The following is a 14,550-nucleotide window of genomic DNA, read 5'->3' on the forward strand; positions in this document are numbered from 1 at the left end:
GATCGCCCTGCCGCGGCGGACATCGTCCGGGCGGCACCCGACGCCTGGCGCGAATGCCGGACCATCCCGGGCTCGCCCGGAGCCGGAGTGGTCCGAACGCCATCACCATGCGCCGCGCGCGGCGCATGGTCCCGACACCCCGGCCGGCCACCCGGCCATACGACCGGAGCAGCGACGATGCGTCTCCTGATCCTGGCGCTGGCCGCCGGCCTCGCCGCCTCTCCCGCCAATGCCCAGAGCTTCGATTGCGCGAAAGCCGCCGCGGCGGACGAGCACGCGGTCTGCAACTCTCCCCGCCTCTCGGCGCTCGACGAGGAGATGGCGAGCCTCTACGCCGCCATCCGCCAGTGCGCCCTGATGGGGACGCGCGGCGAGGTCACCGACAGCCAGCGCACCTTCATGGCCAGGCGCGCCGCCTGCGGGTCCGACGACGGCTGTCTCGTGAAGCTCTACAGCGACCGCGTCGCCGAGCTCGGCACGATCAGGCGCGACATGGGCCAGGGGGCCTGCTGAGGGCGCTACAGGGTCGTCGCCACGACCTCGTTGGGGTCGAGCCGCACGCCGTCCGACTCCGAGAGCCAGGGGTTGCGCTCGATCAGCGCCTGCCATTCGGCCGCGGGTGCGACCGCGATGGCGTGCGGCAGGCCCGGCAGCGCGTTGACCTGAACCCCCTGCATGGACTGCAGGGCCTCCAGCACCGGCTGCTTGGCCGCCGTCATCCGCTGCAGCACGTCCTCCCCGGCGATCCCGCCGAAGAGCTCCGGCGCGACGCTGACCACCGCCGTCACGCGCGCCGCAGGCGCGGCATCACCGATCTCCTTGCGAAGCCCAGGGTTCAGCATAGCAACGCTCCTGCCCGCGTGCCTCCGCCGGCTGCGCCCCGGTCCGGGGCGCTCGGGATCGCGACGCCGCACGCGCCTTCATAGGTTCGTCAGGTCGAGCCGTCCTCGCCCGACCTTGTTGAAACCGCTCTGGAAGGCCGTCGGTTTCATCGCCGGTGCCGGATCGGTCAGCGACAGCATGCGACTATGCAGCCCCATCGGGTTGCGCGCCAAGGCCGGATGCTTCTCCACCACCAGCGCTGCCGCGCCTGCGACAATCGGCGTCGCCATCGACGTGCCGGATTTCAGGCCGTAGGTGTTGCCGGGAACCGAACTGCAGATGTCGACGCCCGGCGCCGACATGTCCGGCTTCACCACACCGGTCCCGTTCTCGATCCCCCAGTCGGAGAAGTCGGCGGCGTCGTCATTGATGTCCGTCGCGCCGATGCCGCAGGTGATCTGGTAGTTGCCGGGGCTCCCGTGGTTGTTGACGCCGCTGCGCCCTGCGTTGCCGATCGCAGCGAACAGGAAGGCGGCAGGCGCGGACTGGATGATCTGCAGGCTGCTCAGGAGGTAGTTGTTGAACCCGGCGCCGCCGAGCGAGGCGTTCATCATCGGGCAGCGCGAGATCGGCACCGCGGCGGACGCGAAGTTGCTGTGCGCCAGCCAGTTCAGCCCCGCCATGATCTGCGCCAGGAACCCGGTGAGCCGGCCCTGCGCGTTCAGCGTCGTCAGCACCGCCGCGACGGAGAGGCTCGCGTCCGGCGCCACGCCCACGGTCCTGCCGGCGGCGAGACCGCACACGTGCGTGCCGTGCGTGCCGGCATCGCGCGGCGTGGTGGAGATGAGGTCGCCGGCGGCGTTGAATTCGGCGAACTGGATGTTCTTTCCGGCGAACTCCTGATGCGAGGCCTCGACGCCGGTGTCGAGGACGCCGATCCGCACGCCCTTGCCGGTGAGGTTCTGCGCCCGCGCCGCCTGCACGTTGATCTTGTCGAGGTGCCACGGATTGCAGGTCGCCTCGGTGGCCTCCGCCACCGGGGTGACCGCCGGGATCGCGATGTTGGGGACGATCTCCGCGTCCGCGCTGAGGGCGCCCAGCGTCTCGTCCGACGGGTTCTCTAGAAGCACGACGCCAAGCGCCGAGAGAACGCGCGGAGCGCCCGCGCCCCGGGCACTTTCGAGGGCGGGGGCGCCCGTCTCGGTGGCGTCCTCGCGGCCGCTGGGGACAAGGCCGCGCTCGGTCATGATCGGCCGGCCCGCAAACTCCGTCCCCGCGACGAGGCGCTGCACCTCCTGCAGGCTCGCCGAGTGGAGACTATCGGCACTCTCCAGGGACGCCGCTTGCGCGAGCGCGGCCGAGCGTTGCCGGGGAATAACGATCAATGTGGCCATAGTGACAACCTAATAATTTAACGGCGTACGCATCCAAAAACATCAGAACTGCCTCTAAAATATAACGGGCAACGCAATAACACTCCACTCGTATGGGAGCGGTCTTCTAGTCTTTGTGATCGTCCGGGCGCGCCTTGGCCGTCAAATGATTGAGAACACCGCGCAGCGTGCGCACCTGCTGCTGGTTCCAGCCGGCGTCGGACAGCGTGGTCAGGAGATTGCGCTCCATGCGGTCGACCATGCCCTCCGGCCGGAAATAGCCGGACGGCTTCAGCAGCGAGACGAGATGCTGCCAGAGGCCCTGGACCTCCGCGCGCGTCGCCGGCGGCTGGTCGGGCGGCGGCGCGGCGGGCGCGTCCCGCGCGACGCGCCGCCACTCGTAGGACATCAGCAGCACCGACTGGGCGATGTTGAGCGAAGCGAACTCCGGGTCGACCGGGAACGAGACGATGATGGAGGCCTGTGCCACCTCCTCGTTCTGCAGTCCCCACCGCTCGCGGCCGAAGAGGATGCCCGTCGGTCCGCGCGACGTTTCGCGCACCAGCTCGGCGAGGCCGTCCTCGGGTCCTTCCACCCGCTTCGTCATGTCGCGCGGCCGGCGGGTGGTGGCGATGACGAAGACGAGGTCCTCGATCGCCTCCTCGAGCGTTGCGAAGACGCGCGCATTGTCGATGACGTGCGAGGCGCCGGACGAGGCTGCGCGGGCCTTTTCGTTGGGCCAGCCGTCGCGCGGGGCCACGAGACGCAGGTCCGTCACGCCGAAGTTCGCCATCGCGCGTGCGGCGGTGCCAATGTTCTCGCCGAGCTGCGGCTCGACGAGAACGATCGCCGGAGGCGGTACTATAGTAGGAGCCACAACTTCCTTCATCGCTTGGGGCATGCTAAGGCGCGCCCTGATCCGCGAGTCGCGCGGAATGACCCTTCAAGACGCAAGGTCCCGGAATGGCGAAGATCAAGGTGGAAAACCCCGTCGTAGAATTGGACGGGGACGAGATGACACGTATCATCTGGCAGTATATCAAAGACAAACTGATCCACCCTTACCTCGACATCAATCTCGAATACTACGACCTCGGCGTCGAGCATCGCGATGCGACCGACGATCAGGTGACCGTCGATGCCGCCAACGCCATCAAGCGTCACGGCGTCGGCGTCAAGTGCGCGACGATTACGCCGGATGAGGCCCGCGTCAAAGAGTTCAGTCTCAAGAAGATGTGGCGTTCCCCCAACGGAACGATCCGCAACATCCTCGGCGGCGTGATTTTCCGCGAGCCGATCATCTGCCGCAACGTGCCGCGCCTGGTCCCCGGCTGGACCGAGCCCATCATCATCGGCCGTCACGCGTTCGGCGACCAGTACCGCGCGACCGACTTCGTCGTGCCGGGCAAGGGCAAGCTGACCCTCACCTTCACCCCGGAAGGCGGCGAGCCGCAGGAACACCAGGTGTTCGACTTCCCGGGCGGCGGTGTCGCGATGGCGATGTACAACCTCGACGAGTCGATCAAGGACTTCGCCCGCGCCTCCTTCAACTACGGCCTGATGCGCGGCTACCCGGTCTACCTCTCCACGAAGAACACCATCCTCAAGGCCTATGACGGGCGCTTCAAGGACATCTTCCAGGAGATCTACGACGCCGAGTTCGCCGACCAGTTCAAGGCCAAGGGCATCCTCTACGAGCACCGTCTGATCGACGACATGGTCGCCTCGTCCATGAAGTGGTCCGGCGGCTACGTGTGGGCCTGCAAGAACTACGACGGCGACGTGCAGTCCGACACCGTGGCCCAGGGCTTCGGCTCGCTCGGCCTGATGACGTCGGTGCTGATGACGCCGGACGGCCAGACCGTCGAGGCGGAGGCCGCGCACGGCACCGTGACGCGCCACTACCGCCAGCACGAGCGCGGCGAGCAGACCTCGACCAACTCGACGGCCTCGATCTTCGCCTGGTCGCGTGGCCTCGCCCACCGCGCCAAGCTCGACGACAACGACGACCTGAAGACCTTCGCGGCGACGCTCGAGAAGGCCACGGTCGGCTGCATCGAGGACGGCCACATGACGAAGGACCTCGCGCTCCTCGTCGGCGCCGACCAGAAGTGGGAGTCGACCACCGGCTTCCTCGACTCCGTCTCGGCTCGCCTCGAGAAGGAAATGGCGAAGGCCTGACCGGCCGCCGAACGGCCATTCTGGGGGCGGGCCGGATCCACCGGGCCGCCCCTTTTTCGTTTGCGGGAACGAGACCAGCGATGAGCAGCGCCCCCTTCAGCGATCCCGAGGCCGTCGCCCGATACGCCGAAGGTCCGCCGCGGCAGGTCCCCGGCTTCGACGACCTGCACACCATGGCTCTGGTCCTCCTGTCCGAGCGGATGCCGGACGACGGACGCCTGCTCGTCCTCGGTGCCGGCGGCGGGCTGGAGCTGAAGGCCTTCGCCGAGGCGCGTGCGGGCTGGCGGTTCGACGGCGTGGACCCGTCACCGCAGATGCTCGGCCTCGCCGCCGCCACGACCGAGCCGTGGCGCCAGCGCATCCGCCTCCACGAGGGCACCATCGACACGGCCCCCGACGGCCCGTTCGACGGCGCGACCTGCTTCCTGACGCTCCACTTCCTCGACGCCGACGATCGTCGCCGGACGCTCGCCGCAATGCGCGAGCGGATGGCGCCGGGCGCACCGCTGGTCGTTGCCCACCACAGCATCGCCGAGGGTGACGCGGCGCGCCGAACCTGGCTCTCCCGCTACGCCGGCTTCATGATCGCCAAGGGGATCGCGGCGGAGAACGCCCGCAACGCCGAAGCCGCGATCCAGTCCCGCCTCCCCCTTCTCGCGCCGGAGGAGGACGCGGCGCTGATCGCCGACGCGGGGTTCCGCGACGTCAGCCTGTTCTACGCCGCCTTCACGTTCCGCGGCTGGGTCGCCACCGCCTGACCCTTCCGACGCATCCGGTGCCTCGGGCGGAGGCGGATGGCGCACGATTTGCAGCGGGTCTGCGCCCCAGAGGCGAATGACGAACGCTGGAGACGACATGTCCAAGACGACCCTCGCCGTGGCGATTTCCGCCGCCCTCATCGCCGCTCCGCTGACCGCCCTGGCGCAGGCGTCGAACACCTCCCCGAACGGTGTCGTCACTCTCTCCCCGGAGGGCATGTTCCCGCCGACGGGCACCTGGAACCTCGCCACGCGCGCCGGCGACTTCGTCTACATCGCGGGCATGCGCGGCATCGTGCCGGAGACCAACACCCTCGCCGAGGGCAACGAGGCGCGCGTGCGGCAGGCGTTCACGAACATGCAGACGATCGCCGCGTCGGAGGGTGCGACCCTGCAGGACGCGGTCCGCATCGTCGTCTACGTGACCGACATGTACCGGTACCGGCCGATCGTGAACAAGATCCAGGAGGAGATGTGGGCCGGCCGGCCCTATCCGCCGCGGACCATCATCGAGGTCGACCGGCTCAACCAGGACGACATCGTCGAGGTCGAGGGGACCTTCTACGCCCCGAAGAACTAGCGGCGGACCGCGTTCCGTCCGGTACCGCGCCGGGTACGCCCGGTCCGGGGTCAGGGGAGCGCGCCCGCGATGTGCCGGAGCTTCTGCGGGTTGCGCATCACGATGATCGCCGCGATCCGCCCGTCGACGATCTTGAGCGCCGTCGTCTGAAGCTCGCCGTCCGCCTCGCGGGTGACGAGACCTGGGAGCCCGTCGACGAGCGCGGTGCGCACCCGGGGCGCCGCGGTCGACTTGCGCGCCTGCGCGGCGAACATCCGCACGATGCGCTCGCGCCCCAGGATCGGGCGCAGGAACGCGTTGCGGATGCCGCCGCCGTCGCTCACCAGGACGGCGTCCTCGCTCAGCAGCGCCGCCAGCGCGGCGACGTCGCCGCTGCGCGAGGCGTTGAAGAACGCCTCGGCGATGTCGTGGTGCGTCCGTTCGGCGACGGCGAAGCGGGGGCGTTCCTGGCGCACGTGCTGCCGCGCGCGCGAGGCGAGCTGGCGCACCGCCGCCGGGTCCCGGCCGAGATGCCGCGCCACCTCGTCGAACGGCCTGCCGAAGACGTCGTGAAGGAGGAAGGCGGCGCGCTCGAGCGGGGTCAGCCGCTCCAGCGCGACCATGAGGGCGCTGTCGATGAGGTCGAGGTCCGGCTCCTCGTCGACCACCGGCTCGGGAAGCCAGGGGCCGACATAGTCGATCCGCCGCCCCGAACGCAGGGCGTCGATGGCGAGGCGCGACACCGTCGTCGTCAGCCAGGCCTCCGGCGAGGCGATCGCCTCCCGGTCGGCGGCGGCGAACCGCAACCAGGCGGACTGCACCACGTCCTCCGCCTCGCCCGAGGTACCGACGATGCCGCGGGCGAGGCGCGTCAGGCGCGCCCGCTCGCGCTCGAAGAGAGCGATCGCCTCATCCATCGACGGTCCCCTTCATCGATCGCCCCCTCCCCATTCCCCGCCTCAGGCCTGCGGTACGGCGCGGAAGCCGACCGCGAACCGGTTCCACCCGTTGATCGCCACGATCGCGGTGGTGATGTCGACGCACTCCTTCTCGCTGAAGGCGGCGGCGAGACGGGCGTAGACGTCGTCGGGCGCATGCGTGTCGGCGAGGCGCGTCAGCGCCTCCGTCCAGGCGAGCGCCGCCTCCTCCGCTTCGGTGAAGAGCGTCGTCTCGTGCCAGCTCTGCAGGAGGTCGAGGCGGCGCTGGTCCTCGCCGTCCGCGCGGGCCTCCTTCGTATGCATCGCGATGCAGAACGCGCAGCCGTTGATCTGCGAGGCGCGCAGCTTGATGAGGTGCAGCAGCGCCTTGTCGATGCCGAGCCCCTCCATCGCGGTGTTGAAGGCGATCATCGCCTTCGGTCCAGCGGAACCGGCCTGGAAGTAGTTCAGTCGTGCTTGCATGGTTGTCACCATCCCTTTCACCGGGATGACGTCCGGCGCGCCGCCGATGTGACATGCGCGCCGAATTTATTTCTGCTCCATCCAGGACGCGCACGGCGCGGCCCCTCCCGGCCGCGCCGCGAGGCCCGGCGGGCGGCTCAGGCCGCGGCCTTCTCCTCCGCCTCGGCGAGCTTGGCGAGTTTGGCGAGGAGCACCGCGACGCCCTTGGTGCGCTTGTCGGCGTCCGGCCAGTCGCGGATGAAGACGATCTTCTGGTCCGGCCGCATCTTGGCGAGCGAGCCCTCGCCGGCGATCATCTGCACGAGCCCCTGCGCGTTGTCGAACTCGTTGTTGCGGAACGAGATCACGCAGCCCTTCGGCCCGGCGTCGATCTTCTCGACGTTCGCCTTGCGGCACAGGCTCTTGATGTAGACGATCTTCATCAGCCACTCGACCTCGTCGGGCACCGGGCCGAAGCGGTCGACCAGCTCGGCCCCGAACGCGTCGATCGAGCGCGCGTCGTCGAGATCGGCGAGGCGTCGGTAGAGGCTCATGCGAAGCTGCAGGTCGGGGATGTAGTCCTCCGGGATGAGGACCGGGATGCCGACCGAGATGTGCGGCGACCACTGGTCCGGCGCCTCCTCGTCCGAGCCCGACTTCAGCGTCGCGACCGCCTCCTCCAGCATGGACTGGTAGAGCTCGAAGCCGACTTCCTTGATGTGCCCCGATTGTTCTTCGCCGAGAAGGTTGCCGGCGCCACGAATGTCGAGGTCGTGCGAGGCGAGCTGGAAGCCCGCGCCCAGCGTGTCGAGCGACGACAGGACCTTGAGGCGACGCTGTGCGGGGCCGGTCAGCGTCTTGTCCACCGGCGTCGTCATCAGCGCATAGGCCCGGGTCTTCGACCGGCCGACACGGCCACGGATCTGGTAGAGCTGGGCGAGTCCGAACATGTCCGCCCGGTGCACGACCAGCGTGTTGGCGGTCGGAATGTCGAGCCCCGATTCCACGATCGTCGTCGCCAGCAGCACGTCGTACTGCCCGTCGTAGAAGGCGTTCATGACGTCGTCGAGGTCGGTGGCCGACATCTGCCCGTGCGCCACCGCGACCTTCACCTCTGGGACGTGCTGCTCCAGGAACTCCTTCTGCCCGGCGAGGTCGGAGACACGCGGGCAGACGTAGAAGGACTGGCCGCCGCGGTAGCGCTCGCGCAGGAGCGCCTCGCGGATCGTCAGCGCGTCGAACGGCGTCACGAAGGTGCGCACCGTCAGCCGGTCCACCGGGGGCGTCGCGATGAGCGAGAGCTCGCGCACGCCCGTCAGGGCGAGCTGCATGGTGCGCGGGATCGGCGTCGCGGAGAGGGTCAGGACGTGGACGTCCGCCTTCAGCTCCTTGAGCTTCTCCTTGTGCTTGACGCCGAACTTCTGCTCCTCGTCCACGATCAGGAGGCCGAGGTCGCGGAACTCGATGCCCTTGGCGAGGAGCGCGTGGGTGCCGACGACGATGTCGACGTCACCGGACGTGAGCCCCGCCTTCACCTCGCGCATCTGCTTGGAGGAGACGAGGCGCGACATCTGCTCCACCCGCAGGGGCAGCCCGGCGAAGCGCTCGGCGAAGGTCTTGTAGTGCTGGCGGGCGAGCAGCGTCGTCGGCACGATGAGCGCCACCTGCTTGCCGTCCATCGCCGCGAGGAAGGCGGCGCGGATCGCGACCTCGGTCTTGCCGAAGCCGACGTCGCCGCACACCAGCCGGTCCATCGGCCGGCCGGCGGCGAGGTCCTCGGCCACCGCCTCGATGGCGGAGAGCTGGTCGTCCGTCTCGTTGTAGGGGAACTTCGCCACGAACTCGTCGTAGACACCCGACGGCGGCATGATCACCGGGGCCTTCTTCAGCATGCGCTGCGCGGCGGTCTTGATGAGCCCGTCCGCGATCTCGCGCACGCGCTCCTTCATCTTCGCCTTGCGCGCCTGCCAGCCCGCGCCGCCCAGCTTGTCGAGGATGACGCCATCGGCCTCCGCCGCGCCGTAGCGTGACAGGAGGTCGATATTCTCCACCGGCAGGTAGAGCTTGTCGTCCTTCAGGTAGGCGATCTCGACGCAGTCGTGCGGCGCGCCGGCGGCCTCCAGCGTCTTCAGGCCGATGAAGCGGCCGATACCGTGGTCGACGTGGACGACGAGGTCGCCCGGCGCCAGCGAGGCCGCCTCGGTCAGCGCGTTGGCATCGCGCTTGCGGCGGCGTCCGGAGGAGACGAGGCGGTCGCCCAGCACGTCCTGCTCGGCGACGACGACGTAATCCGGCGTCTCGAACCCCGTCTCGAGCTCGATCACGGCGAGGCCCGCGTGACCCTTCTCGAGGGCGAGGACGTCCGCCATGGACGCGACTTCGTCGATCCGCTTCAGCTCGTGATCGTGGAGGACCTGCGCCATGCGGCTGCGCGAGCCTTCGGACCACGACGCGATGACGACGCGCCGCCCGTCCTGGCGCACGGCGTTCACATGGTCGGAGAGCACCGAGAAGATATTGACGTTGCCGGCCGAACGCTCCGCCGCGAAGGAGCGGCCCACCTTGCCGCCCGCGGGGATGGTCGGCTGGCCGGGCTTCTCCGGCTCGTCGAACGGCGACAGGCGGATGACGCGGCGTCCGTCGAACATCTCGTCCGCCGGCTCGCCGGCGAGGTAGAGCTCGCCCGGCGGCAGCGGGTTGTACGGCGCACCCTGCAGCGAGGAGGACTTCGCCTCCAGCCGGGTCGCGTAATGGTCCTCGATCTCGGCGACCCGCTTCGCGATCGCGTCCTCGGCGAGATGGTCGATCACGCACGGCGCGCCGGGCATGTAGTCGAAGGCCGTGGCGAGGCCCTCGTGGAAGAGCGGCATCCAGTGCTCGACGCCCGACGCCCGGACCCCTTCCGAAACGGAGTGGTAGAGGATGTCGTCCTTGCCCGCCGCACCGAACCGGCGCAGGTACCCTTCGCGGAACCGGGAGATCGTCTCGTCGTTGAGGATCACCTCGCTCATCGGGATGAGCTCGATCGCCTTCCACTGCCCCGTCGTGCGCTGCGTCTCGGCGTCGAACGGGCGGATGGTCTCCAGCGTGTCGCCGAAGAAGTCGAGCCGCACCGGCTGCTCGGTGCCCGGCGCGAAGAGGTCGACGATGCCGCCGCGCACCGCGTACTCGCCCGCCTCACGCACGGTGGGGGTGCGCAGGAACGCGTTGTCCTCGAGCCAGGAGAGGACGTCCTTCATGGCAACGTCCGCGCCGGCCTTGTGCTTCAGCGTCGCGGAGCGGATCACCTCGGGGCGCGGCGCGCGCTGCAGGATCGCGTTGGCCGTCGTCAGGACCACGAGCGGCCCGTCCCCGGCCTTGCGCTCGGCCAGCATCGCCAGCGCACTGGCCCGGCGGGCCTGGACGAGCGCCGAGGGCGAGGCTCGGTCGTAGGGCATGCAGTCCCACGCCGGCAGGCGCACGATCGGAAGCTCCGGCGCGAAGAAGCCGAGGGCGTTTTCCGCCGCCTTGAGGCGCGCCCCGTCGCGTGCGACGAAGACCACCGCGTCGCCCGTCGCGCGGGCGAGCGTCGCCAGGACGTCGCCTTCCATGCCGTCGGGGACTTGCGTCACGGTCAATTCCCGCGGCAAATCCGGTTCGGCCAGCCGTCTCGGGCTCGGCTTCTGGAGTTCCTTGATTTCGGCGATCGAGAGCGCCTGCGCCTTTTTGGCCATCACCCTGCCTTGTGAAACGCAATGACGCGATAAAGAACCGCGCTCTGATGATTTTCGGGAATATCGGATTGCTCGGTGATCCAGGCATAGAGCTCCGGATCGGGGACGCTCATCAGCGCTTCCATCTCGGCGACGTCCTCGTCGGTCCAGTCCTCGATGGTGGCGTCGGCGAAGCGGCCCAGCAGCAGGTCCATCTCGCGCGTCCCGCGGTGCCACGTATGGAAGAGGAGACGCTTCTTGCGCGGGTCGAGACCTGCGGAGGAGCGGGTGGTGCCGGACATACTCTTCTTCCCACAATCGGTAACACGCCGCTGTTCGCAACGCAGGATGGCCGGCCGCCCGAAAGGACGCCGACGTGACAGGCCAAGTGGATATCGGTCGTCTGATCGCCCCGGTCAATCGGCTCGACGGTGTCGGGCCCGGCCGGGCCGAGCGCCTCGCCCACCTTCTGGGCCGGGAGAGCGCGGCGGAGACGCGAATCTTCGACCTTCTCAACCACATGCCGACGTCCGTCGCCGACCGCCGCACGATGACCGCCGTCGCCGACGCGCCGGAACGCGGCATCGCAACCTTTACGGTCAGGATCACCCACCACGAGGCCTCCCGCGCCCCCAAGGGGCCGGTGCGCGCCTTCGGCGAGGACGAGACGGGCGAACTCGCCATCGTCTTCTTCCGCGGCGGCTTCAAGTGGATCGTCGGCGCCTATCCGGTCGGCGCCTGGGTCCGCGTCTCCGGCGAGACCACGTGGCGTGACGGGCGGCCGCAGATGATCCACCCGGACGCATCCGCCGTGGTCGAGGGGCCGGAGGCGCCGAGCGGCGTCGGGTTCGGCCTCGAGCCGCAGTACCCGATGACTCAGGGCCTGACCCCGGGTGTCCTCTCCGGCATCATCCGCCACGCGCTGGAGCGCATCGGCGACCTGCCCGAATGGCTCGACGCCGCGCTCCTGAAGCGCGAGGGCTGGCCGGGCTTCGCGGAGGCCTACGCGAGGGTTCATCACCCGGCGGAGGTGGCCGACGTCCTGCCCGCCTCCCCCGCCCGCCGCCGCCTCGCCTACGACGAGCTGCTGGCCAGCCAGCTCGCGCTCGCCATCGTGCGTGACCGCGAGCGCAACCGCCGCGGCCGCGAGCGGCACTGGAACCCCGCCACCATCAGCGCGCTCGAAGCCTCGCTTCCCTTCGCGCTCACCCCCTCGCAGCGGCAGGCGATCAGCGAGATCGCCGAGGATCTCGCCGCCGAGCACCGCATGATCCGCCTCGTCCAGGGTGACGTCGGCTCGGGCAAGACCATGGTCGCGATGATCGCCGCCGCGATGGCCGCCGGCGACGGCGGGCAGACCGCCATCATGGCCCCGACCGACCTCGTCGCCCGCCAGCACTACGAAACGCTCGCCCGCTATCTCGAGCCGGCCGGCATCCCCGTGCGGCTCCTGACCGGCCGCGTGTCCGAGGCCGAGCGAGAGAACGCCATGGACGCGCTGGAGAGCGGCGAGGCGATGGTCGCGGTCGGTACCCACGCCCTCTTCCAGAGCCGCGTGACCTTCAGGGACCTCGCCCTCGTGGTGGTCGACGAGCAGCACCGCTTCGGCGTCTCGCAGCGGATGGCGCTCAGCCAGAAGGGGCCGACGTCCGACCTTCTCGTGATGACGGCGACGCCGATCCCGCGCACCCTCGTCCTTGCCAGCTACGGCGACATGGACGTCTCGCGCCTTACCGACAAGCCGGCCGGCCGCCAGCCCATCGAAACGCGCGCCGTGGCCGACGACCGCCTGTCGCAGATCATCGACCGCCTCTCGTCTGCGGTGGAGCGCGGGGAGAAGGCGTACTGGGTCTGCCCCCTGGTGGAGCCGGACGAGGAGTCGGAGCTCACCTCCGCCATCACCCGCCACAAGACCCTGACGCAGCGCCTCGGCCCGATTGTCGGCCTCGTCCACGGCAAGACGCCGGTGTCGGAGCGCGAGGACATCATGGCCGCCTTCAAGGACGGCGCGCTCTCCGTGCTCGTCGCCACCACCGTGGTGGAGGTCGGCGTCGACGTGCCGGACGCGACGATCATGGTGATCGAGAACGCCGAGCGGTTCGGCCTTTCGCAGCTGCACCAGCTGCGCGGGCGCGTCGGGCGTGGCTCGAAGCCCTCGACCTGCCTGCTGCTGTATCGCTCGCCGCTGGGTGCCGTCGCGCGCCAGCGTCTCGACACCATGCGCGCGACCAACGACGGCTTCCGCATTGCCGAGGACGACCTGAGGCTGCGCGGCGAAGGGGAGCTCCTCGGCACCCGCCAGTCCGGCGCGCCGCAGTTCCGCCTCGCCGACCTGGAGCGGGACGCCGACCTCCTCACCATGGCGACCGCCGACGCGCACCTCATGGTCGCCACCGACCGCGACCTCGCCGGCGAGCGCGGCCGGGCGCTGAAGCTCCTGCTAACGCTGTACGAGCGCCGGCGCGCCATCGACCGCCTGCGCTCGGGCTGATCCCGCGTCTCGCCGGCCGGGCGGTCCGCGCGCCATAACGCCGGACGCGGTCTAGCGCTTGGCGCCGCTTCCGGCGGGCGCGACGCGGTCGAGGAGGAGCGGGTCCAGCGCCTCGGGGGCGAAACCGAACGCCTCGGCGACGTCCATCTGGACGAAATGCTGCAGGGCGGCGAGCTGGGCCGTCAGCGCCGCAGCCGTCGCGCGGCTCGGCGACCCGCGCAGCTCCTGCGCGCGCTCGCTGAGCGCGGCGAGCGTCTGCACCATGTTGACGGTCGTTCCCTGGGTGTTGGTTCCCGCCAGCGCGTACGCGTCGATCATCCCGGCCATGTCCGTCAGCGCGGCGAGACGGCCCTGGATGAACGCCGCGTTCGCCGCCTCGTGCCGGCCGATCCGTCCCGCCGCTCCGCGCGGCCCCGGCGCCAGCACGTCCACCGTGCGGCCCAGCGTGCGCACCATGCCGGAGAGGAGGTCGAAGAGCCGCCGCCGCGCCCCGGCGTCGGAGCTGAGGTCCGCCCAGTGCGGCTCGACGAGGCCGTAGCGCCAGCGCCGTTCCAGCGTCTTCGCCGTGTTGGAGATGTGCGCCGCGAGGGTCACCGCCAGCCGGCAGCGCCCCTCGTCCTCATGGAGCGTGAAGAGTACGTATTCGAGCGCGGGAAGCCCGACATAGCTCGGCTCCAGATTGCGCAGCGCCGTCAGGGTCGCCGGGCCGTCCTGCGCGCTCGCCAGCAGCACCGTGAACTGTGTGCGGGCGATCGCCTCCTCCCCGAACGGCGTCAGGACGCTCGCCGCCGCGGCGCGGTGGTAATCGCTCGCGAACGCCAGCGACACCGCCGCGCTGGCGGCATGCACGGTATGGACGTAGATCGTCTCGAGGTCGTCGTCCGACCTTGGGTCCAGCGAGCAGCGGCGCAGCACCACGTTCTGAAGCCGCGCGGACATCCGCGTGAAGGCCGCGAAACGGGGCAGGATGAGCGTGCGCGTCAGATTGGCGATCGGCGGCTCGCGCAGCGTCTCGGCCTGGCCCGGATCGGGGGCTGGCGCGGCGGTGGGCGCGGGCGCCGTAGCGGCGGCCGCCGCCGTGGGTGCCGGAGCCGGTGCCGCGGCAGGGGCCTGGCCGGACGGCGGCGGGGCGGGAACGGCGCTCGGGGCCGGGACGGGAGCGGGCGCCTGCGGCGCCGCGGGCGCCGCCTGAACCGGCGCCTCGGGGGCGGCGGGCGGCGGGTTGGCCGGCGCGGTGTCCTGACCTGCGGCCCCGAAGGACCAGGCGGCCACGCTGGCCGCCAGCACGATGCTGC

General features: G+C 70.1%; 13 protein-coding genes. 5 read left to right on the forward strand and 8 right to left on the reverse strand.

Annotated features, from left to right (window positions below):
- Positions 1-177 precede the first annotated feature (177 nt).
- A complete protein-coding gene (locus DLJ53_RS19970) occupies positions 178-513 on the forward strand; it encodes a lysozyme inhibitor LprI family protein (RefSeq protein WP_111348480.1) in 336 nt (111 codons plus the stop codon).
- Between the two features lie 5 nt (positions 514-518).
- On the opposite strand, the gene DLJ53_RS19975 is transcribed toward DLJ53_RS19970, so the two are convergent.
- The 3 genes from DLJ53_RS19975 to DLJ53_RS19985 all read right to left on the reverse strand — a co-directional run bounded on the left by DLJ53_RS19975 (position 519) and on the right by DLJ53_RS19985 (position 3,072).
- Positions 519-842, reverse strand: coding sequence for a hypothetical protein (locus DLJ53_RS19975; protein WP_111348482.1), 324 nt, complete (start codon positions 840-842; stop codon positions 519-521).
- Positions 843-920: 78 nt separating this feature from the next.
- Complete coding sequence (locus DLJ53_RS19980) at positions 921-2,216, reverse strand: S8 family peptidase (protein WP_111348484.1); 1,296 nt, start codon at positions 2,214-2,216, stop codon at positions 921-923.
- Between the two features lie 106 nt (positions 2,217-2,322).
- A complete protein-coding gene (locus tag DLJ53_RS19985; RefSeq protein ID WP_244935111.1) occupies positions 2,323-3,072 on the reverse strand; it encodes an RNA methyltransferase in 750 nt (249 codons plus the stop codon).
- An 86-nt stretch (positions 3,073-3,158) separates the two neighbouring features.
- On the opposite strand from DLJ53_RS19985, the gene DLJ53_RS19990 reads away from it, so the two are divergent.
- The 3 genes from DLJ53_RS19990 (at position 3,159) to DLJ53_RS20000 (ending at position 5,714) form a co-directional block, all read left to right on the forward strand.
- Positions 3,159-4,376 carry an NADP-dependent isocitrate dehydrogenase gene (locus tag DLJ53_RS19990; protein ID WP_111348488.1) on the forward strand — a complete coding sequence of 406 codons (1,218 nt, stop codon included), beginning with the start codon at positions 3,159-3,161 and terminating at the stop codon, positions 4,374-4,376.
- 80 nt (positions 4,377-4,456) lie between these two features.
- A complete protein-coding gene (locus DLJ53_RS19995) occupies positions 4,457-5,134 on the forward strand; it encodes a class I SAM-dependent methyltransferase (RefSeq protein ID WP_111348490.1) in 678 nt (225 codons plus the stop codon).
- A gap of 97 nt (positions 5,135-5,231) precedes the next feature.
- The gene (locus DLJ53_RS20000) at positions 5,232-5,714 is read left to right on the forward strand and encodes a RidA family protein (protein ID WP_111348492.1); all 483 of its coding nucleotides are present in this window, start codon (positions 5,232-5,234) and stop codon (positions 5,712-5,714) included.
- Positions 5,715-5,764: 50 nt separating this feature from the next.
- On the opposite strand, the gene sigJ is transcribed toward DLJ53_RS20000, so the two are convergent.
- The 4 genes from sigJ to DLJ53_RS20020 all read right to left on the reverse strand — a co-directional run bounded on the left by sigJ (position 5,765) and on the right by DLJ53_RS20020 (position 11,066).
- Complete coding sequence (gene sigJ / locus DLJ53_RS20005) at positions 5,765-6,610, reverse strand: RNA polymerase sigma factor SigJ (protein ID WP_111348494.1); 846 nt, start codon at positions 6,608-6,610, stop codon at positions 5,765-5,767.
- Between the two features lie 42 nt (positions 6,611-6,652).
- A complete protein-coding gene (locus tag DLJ53_RS20010; RefSeq protein WP_111349095.1) occupies positions 6,653-7,093 on the reverse strand; it encodes a carboxymuconolactone decarboxylase family protein in 441 nt (146 codons plus the stop codon).
- 137 nt (positions 7,094-7,230) lie between these two features.
- Entirely contained in the window at positions 7,231-10,662 is a 3,432-nt protein-coding gene (gene mfd / locus DLJ53_RS20015) for a transcription-repair coupling factor (RefSeq protein WP_111349097.1), read from the reverse strand.
- Between the two features lie 122 nt (positions 10,663-10,784).
- On the reverse strand, positions 10,785-11,066 hold the full coding sequence (locus DLJ53_RS20020) for an FAD assembly factor SdhE (protein WP_111348496.1): 282 nt from the start codon (positions 11,064-11,066) through the stop codon (positions 10,785-10,787).
- Between the two features lie 74 nt (positions 11,067-11,140).
- Between DLJ53_RS20020 and recG the strand changes: the two genes are divergently transcribed.
- On the forward strand, positions 11,141-13,255 hold the full coding sequence (gene recG / locus DLJ53_RS20025) for an ATP-dependent DNA helicase RecG (protein WP_202913251.1): 2,115 nt from the start codon (positions 11,141-11,143) through the stop codon (positions 13,253-13,255).
- Positions 13,256-13,306: 51 nt separating this feature from the next.
- Here the strand turns inward: recG and DLJ53_RS35600 are convergent, their stop codons facing one another.
- Positions 13,307-14,527 carry a hypothetical protein gene (locus DLJ53_RS35600; protein ID WP_202913252.1) on the reverse strand — a complete coding sequence of 407 codons (1,221 nt, stop codon included), beginning with the start codon at positions 14,525-14,527 and terminating at the stop codon, positions 13,307-13,309.
- Positions 14,528-14,550: the final 23 nt, after the last annotated feature.

The organism is Acuticoccus sediminis (assembly GCF_003258595.1).
Taxonomy (GTDB): domain Bacteria; phylum Pseudomonadota; class Alphaproteobacteria; order Rhizobiales; family Amorphaceae; genus Acuticoccus; species Acuticoccus sediminis.